We start from the raw sequence: 24,427 nt of genomic DNA on the forward strand, positions 1-24,427 counted from the left end.
CAGCCCTTATTTGAAGGCTTCTCCCGGATAGGCGCCCCAGATTTCGCCTTGCGAAACCCAACCCTCGGCACTTCCGGCCTGCGCGCGGCACCAATCGCCATTGCATTCCTTGATATGGATGATGACGCCGGGCTCAAGCTTGGCAACCACCTGAGCCGAGGTCTGGGCTTCGCGCCGCATGTTGACAAAGACATCCTTGCCCTTGCCACGCATCCAGGGAGCGGCAATCGCGGTGCGGTCACCCGATAGAAGTGCCTGGTTCACCCAGCCTTCCGTGCCCTCGGCATCACGCACACGCCGCCAGTTTTCGTATTCCTGGATGATCTCCATCGGAAGCCCTTCCTTGGTGTACATCCAGGAGACCGCATAATCGACGCTTGGCCCGATGCGGATATTGACGCGGCGTGACTTCAGGCTGACGAAGCGGGGGAGGGGCAGGCCACTGGCACCCTTGGTCGTGCCTTGCGCATGGGCAGTGCTGTCTTCCATCACAGCGCCAAGCGTGGCTGCCATGATTGCAAGAACGCTGGTAAGGCATATGGTTCGTATGAAACGACGCATGTAAACTTCTCTCTGGCCCGTGAGGTTCAGTCAAACCGAAAAACCTTGGCCGGACCTGTCGTTGCGCAAGTCCGCGAGGTTTTATTTGTCTTCCCCGTCGGGTCTGGTAGAAAACGGCTGATCCGCCGAATGTCGCCGATCTTGGTTAACGACCTCTGAACGCGTTTCTGAAGGATACTCATGACTGCCAGGAAGAAGCCCAAGGTCTATCTGACCCGCAAACTGCCGGATGCGGTGGAAACGCGCATGCGCGAATTGTTCGATGCCGAATTGAACATCGATGATTCGCCCCGCACGCGTGAGCAGTTGGCGGAGGCCCTGAAAACCGCGGAAGTTCTCGTTCCCACGGTGACCGACCGGATCGATGCGGGCCTGATCGAGGCCGCCGGACCGCAATTGAAATTGATTGCCAGTTTTTCCAACGGTGTCGATCACATTGACGTTGATGCCGCAGCAAAGCGCGGAATTACCGTCACCAACACGCCCAACGTCCTGACGGAAGACACCGCCGATATGACGATGGTTCTGATCTTCGCCGTACTGCGACGCCTGATCGAAGGTTCGAAAGTACTGACCGATGATCCATCGAGCTGGGCAGGGTGGTCGCCGACCTGGATGCTGGGGCGACGCATTGGTGGAAGGCGCATCGGAATCGTCGGCATGGGGCGAATCGGGACCGCCGTTGCCCGCCGTGCCAAGGCGTTCGGCCTTTCCATTCACTATCACAATCGCAAGCGTGTGAACCCGGCCACCGAAGAAGAGCTGGAGGCGACCTATTGGGATAGCCTCGACCAGATGCTGGCGCGGGTCGATATCGTATCCGTCAACTGTCCGTCGACTCCGGCGACCTTCCATCTTCTGTCGGCACGACGATTGGCGCTCATGCAGCCGTCCAGCATTATCGTGAACACCGCCCGTGGCGATATCATCGATGAAGATGCGCTGATCCAGCTTCTGCGGGATGGTAAGATCGCCGGCGCGGGGCTTGACGTGTTCACCAATGAACCCCTGGTCAATCCGAAGCTTCTCAAGCTTGCCCATGAGGGCAAGGCCGTGCTGCTTCCACATATGGGGTCTGCCACCATGGAAGGGCGGATCGACATGGGCGACAAGGTCATCATCAACATCCGGACCTATTTCGACGGTCATCGCCCGCCAAACAGGGTGCTGCCCGGTCGCTTGTGACAAAGGTCCTCAACTGTTCGTTTCAAAGAGCCCGCATCCGTGCAAGGACGCGTTACTGCGTTAACGCGGCAGAGCCTGCCCGTGGTGTGAAGGTCAGTTCGGGCAGTTCCCTCAAGAGCGATAGCGGCTAAATTCCATTCGAGATTTCGTGATCGGAAATCCAGTCGCTCGGCGGTCGCGTATCACATCGCGAACAGGAAAGGAGACAGCCTATGAACAGGGCAGTGCTCTCTATGGCGATGGGGCTTGCGATGCTGACTGTGACGCAAGAAGCGTATTCAGCGGATTTTACACTCGAATCCTATTTCACCGGCAAGACGAAGGCGACCGGATCCTTCAGCGCCATCAATGGCGTGAAGAGGCAGTTCGATGTCGACCTGACCGGCACGTGGAATGGCAAGACATTGACCTTGCGCGAGGATTTTAAATATTCCGATGGCGAACGCGACACCAAGACCTGGCGCTTCACCAAGATCGGACCCGGCAAATACACCGGAACCCGTGAAGACGTGATCGGAGAAACGACCGTCGAAATCGAGGGCAAGGTCGCCAAGTTCAACTACCTTGTCAATCTTGGAACGTCTGCCAAGCCCAACAAGGTGCATTTCTACGACACGATGGAACTGAAACCGGACGGCACTCTCGTCAACACGGCATGGGTTACGAAGTACCTGCTGCCGGTTGCCAAGACGACGGTGATCTTTAAGCGGTAACCGGTTGCGCCAGCGGCTTCATCATCTCGATGAAGGTGATGCGGTCATAGCCCGGATGAGAGCGATCGGCGGTTTTGACAAAACCCCAGCGCTGGAACGCTTGGTGATTCTCGCGAAGTTCGATGCGGGTTTCCAGACGCAAGTTTGGAAGCCCGCGCTCGACAGCCTCCAATTCCGCACGCTCGAGAAGCGCGCGACCGATGCCCTTGCCTTGCATCGCCTTGGAGATCGCAAGTTTGCCGATGTAGAGGAAAAGCGGCGGCTCAGGCCGGCAGAAGATGCAGCCGACCAGCACGCCCTGATCTTCCGCAATGTAGCAGATTTCATCTTGTGCCTTTTGGGCAAGCGACGTTTCCGTCAGCTTGTGGGCCGAGGATGGTGGATCAATGCGCTCATCCATATAGGCAAAGGCCGACATGATCAGCGAAAGCAGTCCGGACCAGTCGGTAAAGTCATCGGGTAGCTTGTTGATGCTCAGCATGGTCAGGCCTTTGAACGCCGCCGGTAACGGATGGTGTTGAAATTCGCACCGAGGCTATCGTAGCTCAGCAGGCGACCGATCAAGGGTTCGCCGATGCCGGTGACGATCTTGATGACTTCCATCGCCATCAAGGTACCGATGACACCGGTGAGAGCGCCAATGACGCCGGTTTCTGCGCAATTGGGCAAAAGCCCCTGCGGCGGCTTGATGGGGAAGAGATCGCGGTAAGTGGGGTTCTGTTGGCCTTCTTCATTCGTCTCGTAAGGCGCCAGAACCGTTACCGTGCCATCGAACCGCCCGACAGCGCCTGTGACCAGCGGAATTTCCGCCGCCTCTGCCGCATCGGCAGCGGCATAGCGTGTATCGAAATTATCGGAACCATCCACCAGAAGATCGAAACGCTTGAGGTGGGTTGCCGCGAAGCTTTCGTCGAACCTTTCCTCAAAGCGCATGACCCGCACATTGGGGTTCAGCCGTGCAATGGCCTGCGCGGCACTTGCCGTCTTCAACTCGTTCAGGGTGCCGCTATCGTGGATGACCTGACGCTGGAGGTTGGAGAGCGATACATGGTCGTCATCGGCAATGCCGAGCGTTCCAACGCCCGCAGCCGCCAGATATTGCAGCACAGGGGCGCCGAGCCCGCCAGCACCGATGACCAGCACACGGGCATTCTTGAGACGTTGCTGCCCTTCGCCACCCACTTCCGGCAGCAGGATATGCCGCTTGTAGCGCTCGATTTCGTCCTGGCTGAGTATGTCTGTCATGAGGATTCTGGCATTCTGGAGTGCAAGATCAGCTAAGGACTTCGCCCTGGCTGACGGTGAAGAACTGCGCCCGATCGTTCAGCGCGGAGAACATGGCACGATCCGTGCCGGTCATGAAGGCCTGACCGCCAAGATCATGAACGAGATCGAAGAGCGATGCACGGCGACCCTCATCGAGATGGGCGGCAATCTCATCCAGCAGCAGAACGGGCGCGCAGCCCGTCATGTCGCCCGTCAACCGTGCATGGGCAAGGATCAGCCCGACCAGAAGCGCCTTCTGCTCTCCGGTCGAGCAACGCTCCGCTTCCATGTCCTTCTCCCGGTGGCGCACCAGAAGATCGGCACGGTGAGGACCATGAAGTGTGCGTCCGGCGGCAGCATCGCGATGGCGGCTATCACGGAGGTTTTCCGCATAGGCCTCTTCCAGTTCGGCATAAGGGCGCGTGTCGTCTTCATCCAGAAAACCAACCAGACTAAGGGTTGGAGAAGGAAAGGGCGTTTCGCCGCTCCGCGCAAGGAGCGCAGCCAGCAGGGTCAGCATTTCGCGGCGGGCGGCCGCCATGGCAATGCCCAGCTCGGCCATCTGCACCTCGATGCCGCTCAGCCATGCAGGATCGAACCGGCCTTCCGAGAGAAGACGATTGCGGCTGCGCATGGCGCGCTCGTAATCGGCAGCGCGACGTCCATGGGCTGGATCGAGCGACAGCACGAGCCGGTCCAGAAAGCGGCGGCGATCCGATGCGCCGCCGGTGAACAGCCCGTCCATGGCCGGTGTCAGCCACAGCACGTTCAGGTGGTCGGTCAGTTCCTCGACCGACTTGGCGGGCGTGCCGTTCAGACGCAGCTTGCGGCTTGTGCTTTCTTCGCCGGTCTCGATGCCGGTGCCGATGGCAACCTCGCCCTCGCGTCCCTCTAGATCGGCAAAAACCGAAAAGCCGCCGGACGCCCCAACCCGCGTTACATCCGACAGGACGGCGCGGCGCAGGCCGCGACCGGGCGAGAGAAAAGAGACGGCTTCCAGAAGATTGGTCTTGCCCGAACCATTGTCCCCCGTCAGCACCACATGACGCTCGTCCAGCGCAAGACTGGCTGATGCATAATTGCGAAAATCAGTGAGCTTCAGCCGGGTGAGATAGGTCTTCTGCGCCATGCTGCTCTGCTATCGCCAGTGACCGGCGAAGGCAAGCGGATCGTGGTCTCTTCGGAACAGTCTTGATCACCATCGAGAACTGTAGGCAAAGTCAGATCAAACTATCTGAGGATGAAGAATTCTGCTGATGTAACCTGTGCCACTGTGCTATCATGTCGCAGGAGGATGCGCGCATGGTGGACAATGAGGAGATGACACCGGACGAAGCCCGCGACGACCATTGGCAGATGCTGCGGTTTCTGGGCTTCAATGCCGGGTTCGGATTTGCAATCGGGCTTCTGATCGCAGTTGCCATCGTCTGGATGAATGTCGGCGATCTTGGCACGCGCATGGCGCGTTCGGCCAATCCGCCGCTGGTGTTCTTCATGCTATCGGTGCCGCTGGCCTTTACCTTTGCCAGCGCCGTGCTGGGATCGGCGGTGATGCTGATGCCGTACAAGCGCAAGAAACAGCTGAAAGGGTAGCCTCAAGGCCCTTGCTTCGTTACAAAGCCAGCCATGAGCGAGATCAAGACTGACGCAGAGCGCATAACGCTTCTGGAAGAGACCATTGCCCATCAGGCAAGGACAATCGACGAGCTGTCCGAGCAGATCGCCGAACAGTGGAAGGTTGTCGAGCAGACGCGCGCCAAGCTGGACCGGCTGACGGAGCGTTTTCTCAGTCTGGAAGAATCGTCGCTTGAAGCACCCGCTATCACCCGACCGCCCCATTATTGAGGATTGTCACCATGATTCATGAAGGGGCCGCCAAGGTTCTCGACTTTTGGATTGAGGCCGGGCCGGAGCGCTGGTTCGACAAGAACGCCGAATTCGATGCGAGTTTCCATGACCAGTTTCGCGAGCTGCATTTTGCTGCGGCACGGCAGGAGTTTTCCGGCTGGCTGAGAAATGCGCAGGAAACTCTGGCGCTGCTACTGTTGCTCGACCAGTTCCCGCGGAACTGCTTTCGTGGCACCGCGCATATGTTTGCGACGGACTATCTTGCACTTCATTACGCAAGACAGGCTCTTGCCGCAGGGCTGGACCACCAAGTCGAAGAGCAATTGCGGATCTTCTTCTATCTACCGTTCATGCACGCCGAGACCCTGGCCGATCAGGAATTATGCTGCACTCTGTGTGAGCCACTGGGCGGCACATCCCTTCAATACGCGATCATTCACCGGGACATCGTTGCCCGGTTTGGCCGCTTTCCGCATCGCAACTTTATTCTGTTAAGAGAAACGACAGCGGAAGAGCAGGCCTTCCTGGACGCGGGTGGCTTTTCCGGGTGATTCGATATCAAGGGTTCGATGATGGTGCCGCATTCGGATTTGCGGGCGTCGTCGGACCAGCAGGCGGGCTTGCCGTCTGCTCCGCTGGCGGTTCGGTCGCTTGACCGTACCATTCGGCGGCACCCCAGGCGACCATTGCCAGAAGAAGACCGGCCACGAGCACCATGAAGACCGGTTTTCCCCTTTCACCCTGACGGGCGTCTGTCGGCGTCAATGGCCTTTCGACCGGTGGTGTCGTGCTGCGGGTAAAGTTCGGATCCTGCAAATGCGTGGGCGTGCCACGGTCGTCGATACGTGTGTTCATGCCGATGTTCCTCCATGGCGCGGTGATTGCGCAATCTGGGGAGCCAACGACGTGAGATTAGAAATGGTTCCGAGGGCAGAAAGCCCCGGAACAGGGTTATTGCGCAACGGCCCCGGTACGCACCGCTTTGAGATTGAAAGCGGCGGCCATCAGCGCCTTGGTATAATCATTCTTCGGCTCTGCGAAGATATCCGCCGACGGGCCTTCTTCCATGACCTTGCCCGAGCGCATGACGATGACGTGATTGGCCAGTGCCTTCACCACTTTCAGATCGTGGCTGATGAAGAGGTAAGCGAGATCGTGCTTCTGTTGCAAGTCGCGCAGCAGATCCACCACCTGGGCCTGAACGGTCATATCCAGCGCCGAGGTCGGCTCGTCCAGCATCACGAAACGCGGTTTGAGAACCATGGCGCGGGCAATGGCAATGCGTTGGCGCTGGCCACCGGAAAATTCATGCGGGAAGCGCCAGCGGGTAGCAGGGTCCAGCCCCACTTCCTCCAGCGACCATGAAACCTGCCGGTCTCGCTCCTCGAAGGAAAGCTGCGGCTGGTGCACACGCAAACCTTCGGCGATGATATCGCTGACAGACATGCGGGGGCTGAGTGAACCGAAGGGATCCTGAAACACCACCTGCAACCGGTCCCGCAGCGGGCGCATCTGCTTGAAGGTATATTCGTTGATGTCCTTGCCGATGAAACTGATGCGGCCCTGGCTGGAAATGAGTCGCGCCAGCGCAAGGCCTAGCGTCGTCTTGCCGGACCCGGATTCGCCAACGATGCCGACCGTTTCCCCGGCGCGAAGGGTGACATCGATACCATCGACCGCCTTCACATGATCCACCACCTTGCGCAGGAAGCCCGCCTTGATAGGGAACCAGACGCGAATATCCTTGCCTTCCATGACAACGGAACGTGACGGATCCGCAGCGGGCGGTTCGCCGCGCGGTTCCGAATCCAGCAGATGGCGGGTGTATTCGTGGGACGGACGCTCGAACACATCCGCGACCGCGCCCTGCTCGACAATCCTGCCCTTGGTCATGACGCAGACGCGATCCGCGAAACGGCGGACGATGCCGAGATCATGGGTGATGAACAGGATGGACATGCCATAGTCGCGCTGAAGCTTTTTCAGAAGCTCCAGAATCTGCGCCTGAACGGTGACGTCCAGCGCCGTCGTCGGTTCGTCTGCGATCAGAAGCTTGGGGCGGTTGGCAAGCGCCATGGCAATCATCACACGCTGACGCTGACCGCCCGAAAGCTCATGCGGATAGGCTTTCAACCGCTTTTCCGGTTCGCGAATACCCACCTGATTGAGGAGTTCGATCACGCGGGCACGCGCAGCATCACCCGTCATGGCCTGGTGTAGTTCAAGAATTTCCGCCACCTGCTGCTCGATCGTATGCAGCGGGTTGAGCGAGGTCATCGGCTCCTGAAAGATCATGGTGATGTCGTTGCCGCGTACATGACGCAGTTCGGCATCAGAGGCCGTCAGCATGTCCCGGCCCTCGAACAGGATGGAACCGGATGGATGGCTGGCCGATGGATAGGGCAGGAGCTTCAGCACCGAATTGGCGGTAACCGACTTTCCGGAACCGGATTCGCCGACCAGCGCCACGACTTCGCCGGGCTGGATGTCGAAGGAGACCCGGTCCACGGCGAGCGACTCATGGCCGCCCTGATGAAACGCGACCGACAGGTCTCGAACGGAGAGGAGGGGCTCTGTCATCAGGCTCACCGGAATGTCTTGCGGGGGTCGAAGGCGTCACGCACGGCTTCCCCGATGAAAATGAGCAGCGAAAGCATGACGGACATGGCGAAGAAGGCCGTCAGCCCCAGCCATGGCGCCTGGAGGTTGTTCTTGCCCTGCGCAATCATTTCACCGAGCGAGGGCGAGCCGGGTGGCATGCCGAAGCCAAGGAAATCCAGCGAAGTGAGGGTTGCAATCGAGCCGGAAAGAATGAACGGCAGGAAGGTGAGCGTCGCGACCATCGCGTTCGGCAACAGGTGGCGGAACATGATGGTCCAGTCACCGACACCCAACGCACGGGCTGCCCGTACATATTCGAAATTTCGCGCCCGCAGGAATTCGGCTCGCACCACGCCGACGAAGCCGACCCATTGGAACAGAAGCATGATGCCGAGCAGGACGAAGAAGCCGGGAGGCAGGATCGCGGCGATGATCAACAGGATGTAGAGAACCGGCATGGAGGACCAGATCTCGATGAAACGCTGCATCAGAAGATCCGTCCAGCCGCCGAAAAAGCCTTGGATCGCGCCAGCGGTCACGCCGATGATGGCCGACAGGATGGTAAGCGCCAATCCGAACAGAACCGAGATGCGAAAGCCGTAGATGAGGCGGGAGAGAACATCGCGCGCCTGATCGTCGGTGCCGAGCCAGTTCATGTTGCCGAGCGTGCAGTTCGGATCGGCATCCTTCAACGGATAGGCAGCGCAACGCTCTGCCTTGTCCATCAGCCAGAAGGGTTGCGTGGGGGCAGAATGGGGAATTTCGGAATTCACCGTCTGATAGGAATATCGGACCGGCGGCCAGATCATCCAGCCATTGCCCTGAATTTCCTGCTGGATGTAGTCGGACCGGTAATCGGTGGTCGCCAGAAAGCCGCCGAACTTCTCCTCCGGATAGTTCACGACGACGGGAAACAGCATCTCGCCCTTGTAGGAGACCATCAGCGGTCGGTCATTGGCGATCAGTTCGGCGCAGAGCGACAGCACGAACAGGACCATGAAGATCCAGAATGACCAGTAGCCGCGACGGTTGGCCTTGAAATTCTGCCAGCGACGAAGGTTCGTCGGCGAAAGAAGACCGCGCCGGGGCGGTGCAGCGGGAGCGGTGCGTTCAGCGACAGAGGCCATGCTCATACCTCCCGCTTTTCAAAGTCGATGCGCGGATCGATCCAGGTATAGATCAGGTCCGAAATCAGACCGACCACGAGGCCGAGCAGCGAGAAGATGTAAAGTGTGCCGAAGACGATCGGGTAGTCGCGGTTGACGATCGCGAGATAGCCAAGACGGCCAAGGCCATCCAGCGAGAAGATGTTCTCGATCAAAAGCGAACCGGTAAAGAAGGCAGAGATGAACGATGCCGGGAAACCGGCAATCACGATCAGCATGGCATTGCGGAACACATGGCCATAGAGCACGCGATGCTCCGACAGGCCCTTGGCGCGCGCTGTCACCACATACTGTTTCTTGATTTCGTCAATGAAGGAATTCTTCGTCAACAGCGTTGTCGTCGCAAAGGCCGACAGGGACAGCGCAATGAGCGGCAGCGTGAGGTGCCAGAAATAGTCGACGATCTTCTGCCACCAGTTCAATTCGGCCCAGTTGTCGGACACAAGGCCGCGCAAGGGGAACCAGTCGAAGAAGGAACCGCCCGCAAACAGCACGATCAAGAGAATGCCGAACAGGAAGCTCGGCACCGCATAGCCGATGATGATGACGCCGGAAGTCCACACATCGAAGGCCGAACCATCCTTCACCGCCTTGCGAATGCCAAGCGGAATGGAGACCATGTAGGAGACGATCAGGATCCAGACGCCCAGCGACATGGAAACCGGCAGCTTGTCGATAATGAGATCCAGCACCGAGGAATTGCGGAAGAAACTCTCGCCGAAATCGAAGCGGATATAGTTCCACATCATTTCCAGAAAGCGCGTGAGAGGCGGCTTGTCGAAGCCGAACTGCTTCTCGAGCTTGGCAATCAGCTCCGGATCAAGACCCTGACCGCCGCGATAGCGCGCCTCGTCTCCGCCACCGGCCTGCAGGCTTTCCGAACCTCCGCCGGAAAGCCGGTCGCCGCTATCGGAGCCCTGCAATTGCGCAATGACCTGTTCGACCGGACCACCCGGTGCAAACTGTACCACGAGGAATGAAATGCCCATGATGCCGATCATCGTCGGAATCATCAGCAGAATGCGGCGAAGGATATAGGCTCCCATCAGCGCTGGCCCGTCCGGCTGGCGCCTGCGCAGCGCGTGTCATTCCTGGTCAAATTGCAGCATCTCCTGAGAGCTAGGTTAGAGAATCAGTTGTCCCGACTAGAGGGACTCTATGGCGAGAATGGCGCAAGCAGCTTGAACCGGGCTTGCGCCGCTGAAGTTTACTTCGCCCACCAGAGCGCCGGGAAGCCGATGCCGTATTCAGGCAGGGGATCAGGGCGAACGAGCTTGCTCCAATAGGCGATGCGCGTTTCGCCGGAATAGAACATCGGGATGACGAAGTGGTTCGCCAGCAGCACGCGATCGAGCGCATGGACCGCGGCAACCTGATCCTCCCGCGTCGGAGCGGTGATGATGAGCCGGATAATCTGGTCGACGGCCGGATCTGCAATGCCGGCAAGATTGCGCGAACCGGTCTGGTTTGCGGCTTCCGAACCCCAATATCCGGCCTGCTCGTTGCCGGGGTTCATGGTCTGCGCCCAGACGCCGAATATCATGTCGAAGTCGAAGCTGCGGACGCGATTGACATATTGCGAGGAATCCACGGTGCGAATGCGCGCATCAATGCCGATCTTCTTCAGGCTTGCCACATAGGGGAGAACCGTCCGCTCCATGGACGGGCTGTTGAGCAGTATTTCGAAGCTCATCTGTTGACCGGTCTTGGCATTGACCATCCGGTTGCCCTTCAGCTCCCAGCCCGCCTGCTTGAACAATTCGACGGCCTTGCGCAGGTTATCGCGCACCTTCTGCGGATCGCCATTCACCGGATTGGTATAGGGCTCGGTGAAGACGCGGGCCGGAACCTTGTCCTTCAGGCCGTTGAGGATCTCCAGTTCCTTGCCTTGCGGAAGTCCCTTGGCGGCCAGATCCGTTCCCCAGAAGAAACTGTCCACACGGTTCAGGCCACCAAAGGCGAGATTCTTGTTCAGGTCCTCGAAGTCATAGGCATAATTCAGCGCCTCGCGAACACGCGCATCCTTGAACTGGTCGCGGCGCAGGTTCGGCACATAGGCCTGCATGACGCCCTTGGCGCGAAACTCGTTCTTCAGCGCCTCACGTTTCACGCGCCCATCCTTGACTGCATCGAAATCATAGCGTGTCGCCCAGCGGCTGGAACTGTTTTCCTGACGATAGTCGATCTGCCCGGCGCGGAAGGCTTCCAAGGCCACATCGTAATCAGCAAAATAGGTGTAAGAGATCACCCGGAAATTGTTCTGGCCGATATTGATCGGCAGATCCTTGCCCCAATAGTCGTCCCGCAATTCGTAGCGGATGGTAGAGCCGGCCTGGAAGCTGGCGATCTTGTAGGGGCCTGAACCCATGGGCGGCTCCAGGCTTCCCTTGGAGATATCGCGCGCGACGCCCTTGGCATCCTTGCCTTCATACCAGTGCTTGGGCAGAATCGGAAAATCCCCGACGATAGCGGGCAATTCCTTGTTGTTCTTTTCGTCGAAGCGGAAGGTCACTTCCCGCTCGCCGGTTTTCTCCGCGCTTGTTACATGACGGTAGTAGTTCGCCAGGACATTGCTGTTGGCCTTGGCGCTCTGGAAGCTGAACACCACATCATCCGGTGTGACCGGTTTTCCGTCGGCCCATTTTGCTTCTGCACGTAGCCGGAATGTCACCGACGAGCGGTCTTCGGGAAATGACAAGGCCTCCGCCAGCAGGCCGTAGCTCACGCCGATCTCGTCTTCCGACTGCTTCAAAAGCGTATCGAAGACGATACCGACACCTGCTGCCGGATTGCCTTTGTCGGCCAGTGGATTGAAGCTGTCATAGGTGCCTTCATCGGCAAGTCGCAACTCCCCCTGCCTGGGCGCGTCCGGGTTCACATAAAGCAGGCGCTTGAAATCCGCGGGCAGCTTTGGCGGCTCGAGAACGCCGATCGCGTGACGCCACTGTGGCTGGTCCTGGGCATGGAGATCGGCCGGAGACGCCATCATTGCCAGCACTGCGAGCGCCAGCGCCCCATTTCGAAACTGCGCCAAATTCATTCGGGCTGCCCCTTCTTATTTTCCGTATGTCGATGAAGCATAAGGCAATTATCGACAAAAAACAGTCCGGCCGCCTCACCATCGGTTTACCGCGGATCGTGGCTTGCCCTCAATTGGCCCCAGAATTGAGGGCAGAGATTCACCAGACAGGCAAATCAGTTTAGAAACGAAGCGAGATGGCTTTACTGGCAAAGCGGCAAAAATCCGGATTCCTGCGCATGAGATCATTCCCGACTGTCCTGAAAGCTGGCGTGCTGAGCATGCTTTCGTTTTCCCTATCCCTCTCCGCCGCCATGGCGGATCAGCCGGCCAAGCAGGCTTTCGGGGCCGTGACGCTGCCGAGTGCTGGCACGCCGACGCCGATCGGTTCCTACGCGAAAGGCTGCATTTCCGGTGCCATGGCGCTGCCGGATGATGGACCGCATTGGCAGGCCATGCGCCTTTCCCGCAACCGCCACTGGGGCATGCCGCAGACGGTTTCTCTGTTGAAGAAACTTTCGGAAGACGCCGCGAGCATCGGCTGGGGCAATGGCATACTGGTGGGTGACATGTCGCAGGCACGCGGTGGGCCGATGGTCTTCGGCCATGCATCCCATCAGATGGGTCTGGATGTCGATGTATGGTTCACGCCCATGCCGGAAAAGCGCCTGACGCCGGAGCAACGAGAAACGCTTCCCTTCACCTCCATGCTGGACAAGTCGAAGTTCCTGACGGTTGATGGCCGCAAATTCACCTCGACGGCGGCACGGCTTGTCATGACTGCCGCCAGCTATCCGCAGGTGGAGCGCATCTTCGTCAACCCGGCGATCAAGAAGAAACTCTGCGACAGCTGGACCGGCGATCGCAGCAATCTCGGCAAGGTGCGGCCCATGTATGGCCACGACGAGCACTTCCATATTCGCCTGACCTGCCCGCCCGGCCTCGCCAGCTGCAAGCCGCAAGCCGCCGTTGCTGCGGGCGATGGCTGTGACAAATCGCTGGCCTGGTGGTTTACCGAGGAGCCTTGGGCCAAGCCGAAGAAGGATCCGAATGCGCCGCCGCCAAAGCCGCCGCGTCCGGTCATGGTGTCCGATCTTCCCAAGGCCTGCGCCGCTCTGCTGGAAGCCCCTGCCAATCGCAATGCCGTAGCCGGAACCCGACCGCCAGCCGCACCCGCTTCGGCGCTTGCACCCATGGCAGATGACGATCTGCCCGATCTGCCCGATAGCGCACCGTCACCGCGCGCCAAACCCTGATTATAATCGGTTTAAATGCTTCCCATGTCCGACGGGTTCGGTATAGATACGGCCGGTGGGCGTGGGGAGAAACCGTGCGCTCTGACGAATGGGAGGCGGTCCGATGTCTGACAGACCCTGTATCGCGCTGATTGCGCATGACCAGAAAAAGGCCGAGATGGCCGAGTTTGCCCGGCGGCATCAGCTTGCTCTCTCCCGGTTTCGCATTGTTGCGACCGGCACGACAGGCGGGCGCGTTCTGGATGCCTGCCCGACATTGGATGTGACGCGCCTGAAAAGCGGGCCGCTGGGCGGCGACCAGCAGATTGGCGCGATGATCGCGACGGGAGAGGTCAGCATGCTGATCTTTTTCACCGATCCATTGACGCCGCTGCCGCATGATGTTGACGTGAAGGCGCTCACCCGCCTGGCGACCGTCTACGACATTCCCATGGCGCTGAACCGCGCGACAGCTGAAAAGCTGATCGATTTTCAACTGACCTGATACGGATTTTCTGATGGCAAACGCATCCGAGAGCGAAACTCTGGCCTTCCCGATCCTGATCGGCGACATCGGTGGAACCAATGCCCGATTCTGGATCCTGTCGGACGCGAAAGCCGAGCCGCAGCAATTTCCCAATGTGCGCACGGCAGACTTCGTCAACATCGATGATGCGCTTGCCCGTGAAATCCTGCCGAATGCGAAGCAGAAGCCGCTCTCTGCCATACTGGCGATTGCCGGTCCGATCGAGGGCGATGAAATCGCGCTGACCAATTGCGACTGGGTGGTGCGCCCGAAAACCATGATCGCCGATCTCGGTTTCAAGGATGTGCTTGTCATCAACGATTTCGAGGCGCAGGCCTTGGCCGCAGCGACGCTGGCGCCGGAATATCGCGAGCCGATCGGTCCTGCGCACGAGGCACAGATTGCCTCTCGCGTCGTCATGGGTCCCGGAACGGGTCTGGGTGTGGCAGGACTGCTGCGCGCCCGCGACATGTGGTTTCCCATCCCGGCCGAAGGCGGCCATGTGGACCTCGGCCCTCGCAGCGAGCGCGACCTGCAGATCTTCCCGCATATCGAGCGGATCGAAGGTCGGGTGGCGGCGGAGCAGATCCTGTGCGGGCGTGGTCTCGTCAATCTTTACCGGGCGCTGTGCACGGCGGATGGCATAGAGCCGAAGTTCACCGATCCGGCAGATATCACTTCGCACGGTCTGGCGAAGTCCGACCCGCAGGCCACCGAAACGCTGTTGCTGTTCGTCACCTATATCGGTCGCTATGCGGGCGATCTGGCGCTGATCATGATGGCAAAGGGCGGGGTCTATCTGGCAGGCGGTATCAGCCAGAAGATCATTCCCGCCTTCCGCTGGCCGGAATTCCGTGCCGCCTTCGAGGACAAGGCCCCGCACAACGGCCTGATGCGCCAGATTCCCACCTTCGTGGTCACGCATCCGCAGGCCGCTCTCTCCGGACTTGCAGCCTTTGCCCGCACGCCGGATGAATTCGGCCTGAACACCGCAGGCCGCCGCTGGCGTGGTTGATGCAAAGCCGCAAGTTGTTGCTGCTCTTTCTGTTGCAAGGCGGGAACACCTTGCAGCAACAGCACGGCTGACACGCAATGGTGTGCTAGCAAAACAGGCACGGACTGGCTAAGACCGGCTTGAGTTTGGCAATTTCGCCGCCTCGTCACATGGGACATTGCTTTTGGAGCAAAGCGAAAAAGAAAGACTTGCCGCGTCCCGCGTCGATGCCGGTACAGTTACCAGCATGCTGAAGCGCATCATCGCGGAAAACGGTCGCGAGCACGTCAAGGGCTATGCTTTCGCCATCAGCTGTCTTGTGCTCGTCGCGCTGTCCACGGCCTTTACGGCCTGGATCATGGAATCCGTGGTCAACGAGGCCTTCGCCAACAAGCGCGCCGACCTGGTGCTCCTGATCTGCGGCTCAATTTTCGTTGCCTTTCTCATTCGCGGTTTCGCCTCCTATTTCGAAGCGGTGACGCTTTCCAAGATCGGCAACAACATCGTCGCCGTCTATCAGCGCCGCCTTTACGACCATTTGATGAAGCTGTCGGTCGGTTTCTACAACGAGTCCCGCTCCGCGCATCTGGCAGCGCAGATCAGCCAGAACGTCAACGGTATCCGTGACGTGATGAACCTGACGATCACATCGACCTCGCGCGATCTCCTGACGCTGATTGCGCTGATCGGCGTGATGATCAGCAAGGACTGGATCCTCTCGCTCATCGTGTTTTTCGTCGCGCCGCCGCTGCTCTATGCCCTGCGCTACGTATCGAAGCGGCTGCGCAGCGCGACGCGCGAGTCTGTCGAGTTCAACAGCCATGTCGTCGGTGCGATGCAGGAGACGATCCAGGGCATTTCCATCGTCAAGGCCTTCACGATGGAGCAGGAACTGAGCCGCAAGGTCGATTCCATCATCGGTTCTGCGGAAAATCGTGCTAACCGCATTGCGAGGCTCTCGGAACGCACGGCGCCCCTGACGGAAACCTTCGCCGGTGTAGCGATCTCCAGCGTTCTGGCCTATGCAGCTTTCCGCTCGATCTACAATGACGTGCCGCCAGGCGCCTTCTTTTCCTTCGTGACGGCGCTGCTGATGGCCTATGACCCGGCACGGCGTCTCGCCAAGCTGCAGGTCAATATCGAACGCGCCGTCGTCAACGCGCGCATGATCTACGATCTGCTCGATCTCCAGCCCATGCAGCGGGAGCATCCGGAAGCCAAGGATCTGGTGATCACTTCCGCGACTGTCGAACTGCGCGACGTCGTATTCCGCTATGGCCCGAATGAGCCGGTGCTGAGGGGCGTCAGCATCACCGCCGAAGGTGGCAAGACGACCGCGCTGGTTGGCCCCTCGGGTGCGGGCAAATCCACGATCATTGCGCTGATCCCGCGATTCTATGATCCGGCAGAGGGCACGATCCTGATCGACGGACAGGACATTGCGAAGGTCACGAAAGTCTCGCTTCGCAACCACATCGCCTATGTTTCTCAGCAGCCTTATCTGTTTGAGGGCACGATCCGCGACAACATCCGCTATGGCCGGCCGTCAGCCACGGATGCTGACGTGGAACAGGCAGCAAAACTTGCCTATGCCCATGATTTCATTCTGGCCCAGCGCATGGGTTATGACACGCCTGTGGGTGAAAATGGTGTGACGCTATCAGGCGGCCAGCGCCAGCGGCTGTCCATTGCCCGCGCATTGGTGCGCAATGCGCCGATATTGCTGCTCGATGAGGCGACCTCCGCACTCGACAACGAATCCGAAGCCGCAGTCCAGAAGGCCCTTGAAACAGCCATGAATGGACGAACTGTTCTGGTCGTGGCCCATCGACTGTCGACTGTCGTCAAGGCCGACAAGATCGTGGTGATGGCAGAAGGTCGCGTGGTGGAAGAAGGCAGCCACGAGGAACTTGCACGCCGTCAGGACGGGCTTTACGCTCGCCTCAACAATCTGCAAGCACCGAACTGATCAAATCCCGGATGGAGAACAGAGTTTCCGATGAGCGAGCATGACATGAAGCTGGTGGTCGTGGGCGCCGCAGGGCGTATGGGCCAGACCCTGATCCGCATCATTCAGGAGACCAAGGGCGCGAAACTTCATGCAGCGGTGGAGCGGGAAGGTTCACCCTTCATCGGCAAGGATGCTGGCGAGCTGGCGGGTGCCGGATTCATTGGCGTTCCGGTTACCGCAGATCCGCTTGAAGCCTTCCTGCATGCCGATGGCGTTCTGGATTTCACCTCACCTGCCGCCAGCGTCAATTTCGCCGGTCTGGCCGCTCAGGCCCGGATCGTTCATGTGATTGGAACGACGGGCTGTGCGCAAGCCGACGAAGACAAGTTCCAGGCCGCCGCACGCCATGCCCGGATCGTCAAATCCGGCAATATGAGCCTTGGCGTGAACCTGCTCGGTGTCCTGACGGAGCAGGCCGCCCGTGCGCTGCCTGCGGCAGGCTGGGACATCGAAGTGCTGGAAATGCACCACAAGCACAAGGTGGACGCGCCTTCCGGCACGGCCCTTCTGCTGGGCGAAGCCGCAGCCAAGGGCCGTGGCATTGCGCTAAAGGACCATTCCGTTCGCGTGCGCGATGGCCATACCGGCCCGCGTGAGGCTGGCACCATCGGCTTTGCCACGCTGCGCGGCGGCTCGGTCATTGGCGAACATTCGGTTCTTTTTGCCGGCGAGGGCGAAATCGTCACCCTCTCGCACAGCGCCGGAGACCGCTCGATTTTTGCCCGTGGTGCCGTGGCCGCAGCCCTATGGGCGCATCCGCAAAAGCCGGGCTTCTATACCATGCTCGATGTACTCGGGCTCAACAGCTGATCACCCTTATATCTGGAGGAATTCATGAGCGGAACTCTCGTACTCGTCCGTCACGGACAGAGTGACTGGAACCTGAAGAACCTGTTCACCGGCTGGAAGGATCCTGAACTGACAGAGCTTGGCGTACAGGAAGCTACCGCAGGCGGACAGGCTCTGGCTGAGACCGGCATCAAGTTCGATATCGCCTTTACCTCCGAACTGAAGCGCGCCCAGGAAACCTGCCGCATCGTTCTGGAAAAGGTCGGTCAGAGCGGTCTGGAGACGATCCGCGATCTCGCCCTCAACGAGCGTGACTATGGCGATCTTTCTGGGCTGAACAAGGACGATGCTCGTGCAAAGTGGGGCGAAGAGCAGGTGCATATCTGGCGCCGTTCCTACGACATTCCGCCTCCGGGTGGCGAATCCCTGCGTGACACCGGTGCTCGCGTCTGGCCCTATTACCTGACTGAGATCCTGCCGCGCGTCTTGAAGGGGCAGACGGTTCTGGTGGCAGCGCATGGCAATTCTCTGCGTTCGCTGGTCATGGTTCTGGATCGGCTTTCGAAGGAAGAAATCCTGAAGCTGAATCTCGCGACCGGCGTACCCATGGTCTACAAGCTGAACGCGGATTCGACCGTTGCGTCCAAGCAGGTGCTTGGCGATATGTCTGGCGCGCACTGACACCTATCTGACATGAGAGCGGCCCCGCGATTGCTCGACGGGGCCGCTTGCCATCCGGATCAGGGGATTCATCCGGAGGAAGGAAGAGGGCGGATCTTGCACGCATCTGCACCGCTTCCGGGGAATTTACTCGAAACTTTTACTTGGCGTACCAGTAGGCAGTAAGCACGCCGCTCGCTGCAAAGACGGCCATGAAGGTTGCCATCAGGATTTCTGCATCCATCGTCATTCTCCTTCTGTTTGCGTGACAATGCGCAAACAGAGCATTTGGTTGCGATGGGGCGCTGGATTTTCATTTCAGCCAGCAACATAAGTTGCATAGGGCTGTGAGAGAAATGTCATAAACATCCTGTTTGTAGAGCAGATTATCGATCCGACAGAACAGGTCATCACCCCGCATGCGCAATGCCATCTACTTCTCGCCGCCAGAAACTCATGCACTGACACAGACCGCGAGCGCCTGGCTGGGACGCAGCGCCTTTGGGACGCTTTCCGCTGAGACCGTGACGGCGGGATCATCGGCAGAAGAGCACCGGCAACTGACTGCGGAACCGGCGCGTTACGGATTTCATGCAACGCTCAAGGCGCCGTTCCTTCTGCCGACGGACCGGACGCAAGGGGCGTTGGAGATCTTCTTCGACGAGTTCTGCAGCAGGCAGGCGCCGACGCTAGTGCCGAGGCTCGAACTGACGGAGATTGGCCCTTTCTTCGCCCTGACCTGCGGTGGCGGGACGGAAGGGATCAACCACCTCTGCAACAGCGTGGTCGAAGCATTCGAACCCTGGCGCGCACCGCTGACCCCGGAGGATATGGCGCGCCGGAAGCCGGAGCGGTTGAGCGAGCGCCAGCGGGAGCTTCTCGATCGCTGGGGCTATCCTTATGTCTTCGAGGAATTCCGGTTTCACATGACGCTGACCGGACCTGTCGAGGAAGGCAGCAAGGCCAGGGTCCGGGATATCCTGCAGACTGTTTTCGCAGACCATCTTGGCAGGCCGCTGCCCATTGAGCATCTGGGTCTTTTCGTGGAAGTGGAGCGCGGTGCACCCTTTACGGTGGCTCGCCACGCAGAACTGCGCGGCATGGGGGATCGCCCATGAGCCACGAGCAGGTGTTTACCAATGCACGGATCGTCCTGCCGGAGAGTGTCATCAGCGGTGCAGTGGTCATCCGCGACGGGCTGATTGCCGACATCAGCGAATCCCCAACCCGGACCGGCGAAGATCTGGACGGGGATTATCTCATTCCCGGACTGGTGGAACTGCACACCGACCACCTGGAAACACATTACGCACCGCGTCCGGGAGTGAAATGGGATCTGACGGCCGCCTTGCAGGCCCATGATGCCCAGATCGCCACCTCGGGCATTACCACGGTCTTCGATTGCCTGCGGCTGGGCTCGGATGAAGCCGGTGGGTTCGCACGCGGCGAAATGCGCGAATTGGCCAATGTCATTGAACAGGCGCAGAATGAGGGCCGATTGAGAGCGCAGCATTTCCTGCATCTGCGCTGCGAAGTACCGTGTCCGGACGTGCTGGAGCAGTTCTCGGATTTCGAGGGCGATCCGAATGTGCGCCTGGCGTCCCTGATGGATCACGCACCCGGCCAGCGGCAGTTCCAGACGCTGGAGCAGTACATCTTTTTCTACAAGACCAAGCGCGGCCTTGATGAGGAGGCGTTTCGGGCCTTCACTCAACGCCGTATGGAAGCTTCCGCGCGCTATTCTGCCAGACACCGCGATGCTCTGGCCGAGCGCTGTGCCGCCAACGGCATCTTTGTGGCAAGCCATGACGATGCGACCCTTGCGCATGTGGAAGAAGCAATTGGCCATGGGGTGCGGCTTGCGGAATTCCCGACGAGCATCGAAGCGGCGGAAGCATCGCATGCGGCGGGTCTCAGCGTTCTGATGGGCGCGCCGAATGTCGTGCGCGGCAAATCGCACTCCGGAAACATCGCTGCACGCGATCTGGCGGAGCGCGGCCTGCTGGATGTTCTTTCGTCAGATTACGTGCCCTTCAGCCTTTTGCATGCACCGTTCATTCTGGCGGATACGGTGGAGGGACTGGATCTGCCGCATGCCATCTCAATGGTCACCCGAGCCCCAGCCGACGCTGTTGGTCTGACGGATAGAGGCCGTATTGCAGAGGGCGCCAGGGCGGATCTCGTGCGCGTGCATCGGGTCAGCGGCGTCCCGGTCAGTCGTGCTGTTTGGCGCGCGGGCAATCGTATTGCCTGAGCTGAAAGACCTCGCGCTGGCCCGCGCGGGGAACCACTCCACTCCGAATGAGTTTCTCTCACCAGGCTTGAAGCCAGGCCTGCAAACTAGAAGCTATGGAGAAACGGAATGGACGAACTTCGATCGATGAAACACAGCAAGATCGAGACCGACCTTGACCGCGTTTCAGCACTCGAAGCGCGTATCGTCGTGCTGGAAATCGTATCCATGTCGGCGCTGGCCATGGCAATGGATACGTCCGAGAATGCCGACACGGAAGCGGCGCGCGGCATGGCCGGCCTCATTGTGGATACGGTCAACCAGCGTTGCGATGAACTTGGCGTGTCGGACCAGACGCGCAAGGCGGCGCGCGATTACGCGAACCGCCTCTTGGGTGTTGCCATGGAAAGCCTTTATCCGCAGCCTCACTAAAGCGCGGCGCACCTTTTTGGATTCAACAGAGCCGCGCTTTCGATCTTTTCCTGCCGCATGTACGTTATCGTTCAATCGAGGACGATTGAACGCGACATGCTGTAGCCAGCGTCTGCAAGGCGTGGTTTGCGCGATCAATGCGCCTCGTCCCAGTTTGACGCCGCACGCGCATCGACTTTCAAGGGAACCTTCAGTTCGAGTGCCGGGAGAGCGGCGTTTTCCATCGTATGGACGATGACCGGCATGGCGACACCCACTGCCTCGTCTTCCACTTCGAAAATCAATTCATCGTGGACCTGAAGCAGCATCCGCACCTTCTCGCCCAAACCGGATTTCGCAAGCGCCGGTTCGATCTGCACCATGGCACGGCGGATGATATCTGCCGCAGAGCCCTGGATCGGCGCATTGATTGCTGCGCGCTCGTTGAACGCTCTTACCGACGGGTTGGACGACTTGATGTCCGGATAGTGGGCGCGGCGTCCGAAGATGGTTTCGACATAGCCGTTCTCCCGCGCAAACGCCTTTGTGCTCTCCATATAGTCGCGAATGCCGGGGAAGCGCTCGAAGTATTTCTTGATGTAATCGCCGGCTTCGGAGCGTTCGATGGATAGCTGGTTGGCAAGACCGAAGGCCGAGATGCCGTAGATGATGCCGAAGTTGATCGCTTTGGCACGGCGTCGGACCTCGGATGGCATGCCTTCCACCGGCACGCCGAACATTTCGGACGCCGTCATCGCGTGAATATCGATCCCCTCGGCAAAGGCCTGCCGAAGCTGTTGGATGTCGGCGACATGCGCGAGGACACGCAGTTCGATCTGGCTATAGTCAGCCGAAAGCAGCTTGTGTCCGGGCGTCGAGATAAAGGCCGTGCGGATCTTGCGGCCCTCCGCATTGCGCACCGGAATGTTCTGCAGGTTCGGCTCGGAGGAGGAGAGGCGACCCGTGGTGGTGGATGCGAGCGAATAGCTCGTATGCACTCTCTTCGTCTCAGGATGGACATAGGAGGGCAGGGCATCCGTATAGGTGCTCTTGAGCTTGGTCAGCTGGCGCCAGTCCACGATCTTGCGCGGCAGGGGCTCGCCCTGCGCTGCCAGATCTTCCAGAACCTGCGCTGATGTGGACCATTGCCCGGTCTTGGTTTTCGAGCCGCCGGGAAGGCCCATTTTGCCGAACAGGATATCGCCCAGCTGCTTCGGCGAGCCGATATTGAAGCGCTCGCCCGCCAGCTCATAGATTTCGTCCTCGAAGCTTGCCGCCTTTTGCGCCAGTTCGCCGGAAAGGCGCGACAGGATCTGCCGGTCGATGGTGATGCCGCGTTCTTCCATATGGGCCAGAACCGGCACGAGCGGACGCTCCAGCCGCTCATAGACGCGGGTAAGACCAGCGGCGGCGAGGCGCGGCTTCAGGGTCAGCCAGAGACGCAGCGTCACATCGGCATCTTCGGCGGCATAGGCGGTGGCCTTGTCGATGTCGACATAATCGAACGTCACGGCGGATTTCCCGCTGCCAGCCACATCCTTGTAAGCAATCGGCGTATGGCCAAGCCAGCGCTCCGACAGCGCATCCATGCCATGATTGCCAGCACCCGCTTCCAGCACATAGGAGATGAGCATGGTATCATCGAAGCCCTGCAACGTGATGCCGTGGCGCTTGATGACGAGATAGTCGTATTTGAGGTTTTGCGCGACCTTCAGGACAGACGGATCTTCCAGCAGCTCCTTCAGGAGCGCCAGAGCCTCTGCCATCGGAACCTGGTTCTCGACAAGCTTTACGCCATCGCTGAACAGATCGTCGGCACCCGCCTTGTGCGCCAGCGGCAGATAGGCCGCCCGGATCTCGTTCGCGTTCGGCTGTTGGGTATTGTCCTGAATGGCAAGCGAGACACCCACCAGCTCCGCCTGCATGGGATCGAGCGAAGTGGTTTCCGTATCAAAGGCCACGATGCCCGTTTCCCGGGCAGCAGCGATCCAGAGCTTCAGGTTTTCGACCGTGCGGATCGTCGTATAGGAGGCGTGGTCGATCTTGTGACCGGAAAAGGCCTCATGCCTCTGCGCTGCCAAATCCATGGCCCTTGCGCCATCCGCCGAGGACGCAGAGGCGGGCTTGGCGGACGCTGTCGCAGCCTTCGGCGCTTCCGCATCCTGACCCTCCGCCACGCCCGGATCGAGATCCGGTCCATGAGCTGTTGCCCCCCATTCGACCGGCACTTCCGCGGGCTCGATGGCAGACGCATCGCAATCACAAGTCTCTGCAACGCGACGGGTCAGCGTGGTGAATTCCATGGCCTTCAGGAAGGCGATGAGCTTCGGTCCGTCCTGTTTTTCCAGAACCAGCTCTTCCAGGCCAAGCTCCAGCGGCACATCCGTGCGAAGCGCCACCAACTGGCGGGAAAGACGGGCTAGATCCGCATTGGCGACAATGTTTTCGCGTCGCTTGACCTGTTTGATCTCCGAGGCCCGGGCCAATAGGGTTTCGAGATCGCCGAATTCTTCCAGAAGCTGAGCGGCGGTCTTCGGGCCAATCCCGGGAATGCCGGGAACGTTGTCGGTCGAATCGCCGGTCATCGCCTGAAGATCGATCATCTTTTCAGGCGGCACGCCCCATTTCTCGATGACATCAGGAATGCCGATCTGCTTGTCCTTCATCGCGTCGTACATATGCACGTTGGGCGTAACGAGCTGCATCAGGTCCTTGTCGGAGGAAACGATGGTGACATCGGCGCCGATGGCCTCTGCCGCACGAGCATAGGTCGCGATGATGTCATCCGCCTCGAAACCTTCCGTCTCGATGCAAGGCAGATTGAAGGCGCGCGTCGCGTGGCGGATCAGACCGAATTGCGGGATCAGGTCCTCAGGTGGGGCCGAGCGGTTCGCCTTGTAGAGAGGGTAGATCTCCTTGCGAAAGGTCGTCGAGGAATAGTCGAAGATGACGGCGAGATGCGTCGGCGTCACTCCGACATCGGTGTTGCGCGCATCGCGCAGGAGCTTCCACAGCATGTTGCAGAAGCCTGAGACCGCATTGACGGGCAGGCCGTCCGACTTGCGGTTCAGGGCAGGGATGGCGTGAAAGGCGCGGAAGATGAAACCCGAACCGTCAACGAGGAAGAGATGATCGCCTGTTTTCATGGAAGGATGGATAGCGCGACAGCGGCAAAAGGTCCATCGGCGAGACCTGCTCGGCTACGTTTT

General features: G+C 59.5%; 24 protein-coding genes. 14 read left to right on the forward strand and 10 right to left on the reverse strand.

What is annotated here, in order from left to right; translation table 11 throughout:
• Positions 1-6 precede the first annotated feature (6 nt).
• Entirely contained in the window at positions 7-561 is a 555-nt protein-coding gene (locus ASD54_RS12820; RefSeq protein WP_062555000.1) for an SH3 domain-containing protein, read from the reverse strand.
• A gap of 180 nt (positions 562-741) precedes the next feature.
• On the opposite strand from ASD54_RS12820, the gene ASD54_RS12825 reads away from it, so the two are divergent.
• The gene (locus tag ASD54_RS12825; RefSeq protein ID WP_062555001.1) at positions 742-1,746 is read left to right on the forward strand and encodes a D-glycerate dehydrogenase; all 1,005 of its coding nucleotides are present in this window, start codon (positions 742-744) and stop codon (positions 1,744-1,746) included.
• Positions 1,747-1,958: 212 nt separating this feature from the next.
• On the forward strand, positions 1,959-2,459 hold the full coding sequence (locus tag ASD54_RS12830; RefSeq protein ID WP_062555002.1) for a DUF3833 family protein: 501 nt from the start codon (positions 1,959-1,961) through the stop codon (positions 2,457-2,459).
• Here the strand turns inward: ASD54_RS12830 and ASD54_RS12835 are convergent.
• The 3 genes from ASD54_RS12835 to recF are packed head-to-tail and all read right to left on the reverse strand — an operon-like array spanning position 2,449 to position 4,854.
• The gene (locus ASD54_RS12835) at positions 2,449-2,940 is read right to left on the reverse strand and encodes a GNAT family N-acetyltransferase (RefSeq protein WP_062555003.1); all 492 of its coding nucleotides are present in this window, start codon (positions 2,938-2,940) and stop codon (positions 2,449-2,451) included. The two genes, ASD54_RS12830 and ASD54_RS12835, sit on opposite strands and share 11 nt — an antisense overlap.
• 2 nt (positions 2,941-2,942) lie before the next feature.
• A complete protein-coding gene (locus ASD54_RS12840) occupies positions 2,943-3,704 on the reverse strand; it encodes a molybdopterin-synthase adenylyltransferase MoeB (RefSeq protein ID WP_062555004.1) in 762 nt (253 codons plus the stop codon).
• A gap of 28 nt (positions 3,705-3,732) precedes the next feature.
• Positions 3,733-4,854 (reverse strand): DNA replication/repair protein RecF, encoded by a 1,122-nt coding sequence (gene recF / locus ASD54_RS12845; protein ID WP_062555005.1) that lies wholly within the window; start codon positions 4,852-4,854, stop codon positions 3,733-3,735.
• A gap of 173 nt (positions 4,855-5,027) precedes the next feature.
• On the opposite strand from recF, the gene ASD54_RS12850 reads away from it, so the two are divergent.
• From ASD54_RS12850 to ASD54_RS12860, 3 genes are read left to right on the forward strand one after another with little or no spacing between them, the layout of a single operon-like run.
• Positions 5,028-5,318 carry a hypothetical protein gene (locus ASD54_RS12850; RefSeq protein ID WP_062555453.1) on the forward strand — a complete coding sequence of 97 codons (291 nt, stop codon included), beginning with the start codon at positions 5,028-5,030 and terminating at the stop codon, positions 5,316-5,318.
• Positions 5,319-5,360: 42 nt separating this feature from the next.
• Positions 5,361-5,570: a SlyX family protein gene (locus ASD54_RS12855; RefSeq protein ID WP_156379237.1), complete on the forward strand. Its 210-nt coding sequence runs from the start codon at positions 5,361-5,363 to the stop codon at positions 5,568-5,570.
• 11 nt (positions 5,571-5,581) lie between these two features.
• Entirely contained in the window at positions 5,582-6,124 is a 543-nt protein-coding gene (locus tag ASD54_RS12860; RefSeq protein ID WP_062555007.1) for a DUF924 family protein, read from the forward strand.
• A gap of 7 nt (positions 6,125-6,131) precedes the next feature.
• Here the strand turns inward: ASD54_RS12860 and ASD54_RS26960 are convergent, their stop codons facing one another.
• The 5 genes from ASD54_RS26960 to ASD54_RS12885 all read right to left on the reverse strand — a co-directional run bounded on the left by ASD54_RS26960 (position 6,132) and on the right by ASD54_RS12885 (position 12,380).
• On the reverse strand, positions 6,132-6,428 hold the full coding sequence (locus ASD54_RS26960) for a hypothetical protein (RefSeq protein WP_200958467.1): 297 nt from the start codon (positions 6,426-6,428) through the stop codon (positions 6,132-6,134).
• Between the two features lie 96 nt (positions 6,429-6,524).
• Positions 6,525-8,153, reverse strand: coding sequence for an ABC transporter ATP-binding protein (locus tag ASD54_RS12870; protein ID WP_062555455.1), 1,629 nt, complete (start codon positions 8,151-8,153; stop codon positions 6,525-6,527).
• 5 nt (positions 8,154-8,158) lie between these two features.
• Positions 8,159-9,307, reverse strand: coding sequence for an ABC transporter permease (locus tag ASD54_RS12875; protein WP_062555008.1), 1,149 nt, complete (start codon positions 9,305-9,307; stop codon positions 8,159-8,161).
• The gene (locus tag ASD54_RS12880; protein WP_062555009.1) at positions 9,304-10,386 is read right to left on the reverse strand and encodes a microcin C ABC transporter permease YejB; all 1,083 of its coding nucleotides are present in this window, start codon (positions 10,384-10,386) and stop codon (positions 9,304-9,306) included. The genes ASD54_RS12875 and ASD54_RS12880 overlap by 4 nt, the downstream gene beginning before the upstream one ends.
• 161 nt (positions 10,387-10,547) lie before the next feature.
• Positions 10,548-12,380 carry an extracellular solute-binding protein gene (locus ASD54_RS12885; protein WP_062555010.1) on the reverse strand — a complete coding sequence of 611 codons (1,833 nt, stop codon included), beginning with the start codon at positions 12,378-12,380 and terminating at the stop codon, positions 10,548-10,550.
• Positions 12,381-12,640: 260 nt separating this feature from the next.
• On the opposite strand from ASD54_RS12885, the gene mepA reads away from it, so the two are divergent.
• The 9 genes from mepA to ASD54_RS12930 all read left to right on the forward strand — a co-directional run bounded on the left by mepA (position 12,641) and on the right by ASD54_RS12930 (position 21,239).
• Positions 12,641-13,615: a penicillin-insensitive murein endopeptidase gene (mepA, locus tag ASD54_RS12890; protein WP_244484762.1), complete on the forward strand. Its 975-nt coding sequence runs from the start codon at positions 12,641-12,643 to the stop codon at positions 13,613-13,615.
• A 103-nt stretch (positions 13,616-13,718) separates the two neighbouring features.
• Complete coding sequence (locus ASD54_RS12895; RefSeq protein ID WP_062555457.1) at positions 13,719-14,099, forward strand: methylglyoxal synthase; 381 nt, start codon at positions 13,719-13,721, stop codon at positions 14,097-14,099.
• Positions 14,100-14,112: 13 nt separating this feature from the next.
• The gene (locus ASD54_RS12900; protein ID WP_062555011.1) at positions 14,113-15,135 is read left to right on the forward strand and encodes a glucokinase; all 1,023 of its coding nucleotides are present in this window, start codon (positions 14,113-14,115) and stop codon (positions 15,133-15,135) included.
• A gap of 226 nt (positions 15,136-15,361) precedes the next feature.
• The gene (locus ASD54_RS12905; RefSeq protein ID WP_062555458.1) at positions 15,362-17,083 is read left to right on the forward strand and encodes an ABC transporter ATP-binding protein; all 1,722 of its coding nucleotides are present in this window, start codon (positions 15,362-15,364) and stop codon (positions 17,081-17,083) included.
• Between the two features lie 30 nt (positions 17,084-17,113).
• Positions 17,114-17,935, forward strand: a complete 822-nt coding sequence (dapB, locus tag ASD54_RS12910; protein WP_062555012.1) for a 4-hydroxy-tetrahydrodipicolinate reductase — start codon at positions 17,114-17,116, stop codon at positions 17,933-17,935.
• Between the two features lie 24 nt (positions 17,936-17,959).
• Complete coding sequence (locus ASD54_RS12915; protein ID WP_062555013.1) at positions 17,960-18,595, forward strand: 2,3-bisphosphoglycerate-dependent phosphoglycerate mutase; 636 nt, start codon at positions 17,960-17,962, stop codon at positions 18,593-18,595.
• 398 nt (positions 18,596-18,993) lie between these two features.
• Positions 18,994-19,692 carry a DUF1045 domain-containing protein gene (locus ASD54_RS12920; protein WP_062555014.1) on the forward strand — a complete coding sequence of 233 codons (699 nt, stop codon included), beginning with the start codon at positions 18,994-18,996 and terminating at the stop codon, positions 19,690-19,692.
• Positions 19,689-20,828: an alpha-D-ribose 1-methylphosphonate 5-triphosphate diphosphatase gene (locus ASD54_RS12925; RefSeq protein ID WP_062555015.1), complete on the forward strand. Its 1,140-nt coding sequence runs from the start codon at positions 19,689-19,691 to the stop codon at positions 20,826-20,828. The genes ASD54_RS12920 and ASD54_RS12925 overlap by 4 nt, the downstream gene beginning before the upstream one ends.
• 108 nt (positions 20,829-20,936) lie before the next feature.
• Positions 20,937-21,239, forward strand: coding sequence for a hypothetical protein (locus ASD54_RS12930; protein WP_062555016.1), 303 nt, complete (start codon positions 20,937-20,939; stop codon positions 21,237-21,239).
• 134 nt (positions 21,240-21,373) lie between these two features.
• Here the strand turns inward: ASD54_RS12930 and polA are convergent, their stop codons facing one another.
• On the reverse strand, positions 21,374-24,364 hold the full coding sequence (polA, locus tag ASD54_RS12935) for a DNA polymerase I (protein WP_062555017.1): 2,991 nt from the start codon (positions 24,362-24,364) through the stop codon (positions 21,374-21,376).
• Between the last annotated feature and the right edge of the window lie 63 nt (positions 24,365-24,427).

Origin of the sequence: Rhizobium sp. Root149, assembly GCF_001427345.1 — a bacterium.
GTDB lineage: Bacteria > Pseudomonadota > Alphaproteobacteria > Rhizobiales > Rhizobiaceae > Neorhizobium > Neorhizobium rhizoryzae.

Excerpts from the sequence above, each read along its gene's own strand:
- ASD54_RS12820 (WP_062555000.1), bottom strand. The coding sequence starts at position 561 with ATGCGTCGTTTCATACGAACCATATGCCTTACCAGCGTTCTTGCAATC.
- ASD54_RS12825 (WP_062555001.1), top strand. The coding sequence starts at position 742 with ATGACTGCCAGGAAGAAGCCCAAGGTCTATCTGACCCGCAAACTGCCG.
- ASD54_RS12830 (WP_062555002.1), top strand. The coding sequence starts at position 1,959 with ATGAACAGGGCAGTGCTCTCTATGGCGATGGGGCTTGCGATGCTGACT.
- ASD54_RS12835 (WP_062555003.1), bottom strand. The coding sequence starts at position 2,940 with ATGCTGAGCATCAACAAGCTACCCGATGACTTTACCGACTGGTCCGGA.
- ASD54_RS12840 (WP_062555004.1), bottom strand. The coding sequence starts at position 3,704 with ATGACAGACATACTCAGCCAGGACGAAATCGAGCGCTACAAGCGGCAT.
- recF (WP_062555005.1), bottom strand. The coding sequence starts at position 4,854 with ATGGCGCAGAAGACCTATCTCACCCGGCTGAAGCTCACTGATTTTCGC.
- ASD54_RS12850 (WP_062555453.1), top strand. The coding sequence starts at position 5,028 with ATGGTGGACAATGAGGAGATGACACCGGACGAAGCCCGCGACGACCAT.
- ASD54_RS12860 (WP_062555007.1), top strand. The coding sequence starts at position 5,582 with ATGATTCATGAAGGGGCCGCCAAGGTTCTCGACTTTTGGATTGAGGCC.
- ASD54_RS26960 (WP_200958467.1), bottom strand. The coding sequence starts at position 6,428 with ATGAACACACGTATCGACGACCGTGGCACGCCCACGCATTTGCAGGAT.
- ASD54_RS12870 (WP_062555455.1), bottom strand. The coding sequence starts at position 8,153 with ATGACAGAGCCCCTCCTCTCCGTTCGAGACCTGTCGGTCGCGTTTCAT.
- ASD54_RS12875 (WP_062555008.1), bottom strand. The coding sequence starts at position 9,307 with ATGAGCATGGCCTCTGTCGCTGAACGCACCGCTCCCGCTGCACCGCCC.
- ASD54_RS12880 (WP_062555009.1), bottom strand. The coding sequence starts at position 10,386 with ATGGGAGCCTATATCCTTCGCCGCATTCTGCTGATGATTCCGACGATG.
- ASD54_RS12885 (WP_062555010.1), bottom strand. The coding sequence starts at position 12,380 with ATGAATTTGGCGCAGTTTCGAAATGGGGCGCTGGCGCTCGCAGTGCTG.
- mepA (WP_244484762.1), top strand. The coding sequence starts at position 12,641 with ATGCTTTCGTTTTCCCTATCCCTCTCCGCCGCCATGGCGGATCAGCCG.
- ASD54_RS12895 (WP_062555457.1), top strand. The coding sequence starts at position 13,719 with ATGTCTGACAGACCCTGTATCGCGCTGATTGCGCATGACCAGAAAAAG.
- ASD54_RS12900 (WP_062555011.1), top strand. The coding sequence starts at position 14,113 with ATGGCAAACGCATCCGAGAGCGAAACTCTGGCCTTCCCGATCCTGATC.
- ASD54_RS12905 (WP_062555458.1), top strand. The coding sequence starts at position 15,362 with ATGCTGAAGCGCATCATCGCGGAAAACGGTCGCGAGCACGTCAAGGGC.
- dapB (WP_062555012.1), top strand. The coding sequence starts at position 17,114 with ATGAGCGAGCATGACATGAAGCTGGTGGTCGTGGGCGCCGCAGGGCGT.
- ASD54_RS12915 (WP_062555013.1), top strand. The coding sequence starts at position 17,960 with ATGAGCGGAACTCTCGTACTCGTCCGTCACGGACAGAGTGACTGGAAC.
- ASD54_RS12920 (WP_062555014.1), top strand. The coding sequence starts at position 18,994 with ATGCGCAATGCCATCTACTTCTCGCCGCCAGAAACTCATGCACTGACA.
- ASD54_RS12925 (WP_062555015.1), top strand. The coding sequence starts at position 19,689 with ATGAGCCACGAGCAGGTGTTTACCAATGCACGGATCGTCCTGCCGGAG.
- ASD54_RS12930 (WP_062555016.1), top strand. The coding sequence starts at position 20,937 with ATGGACGAACTTCGATCGATGAAACACAGCAAGATCGAGACCGACCTT.
- polA (WP_062555017.1), bottom strand. The coding sequence starts at position 24,364 with ATGAAAACAGGCGATCATCTCTTCCTCGTTGACGGTTCGGGTTTCATC.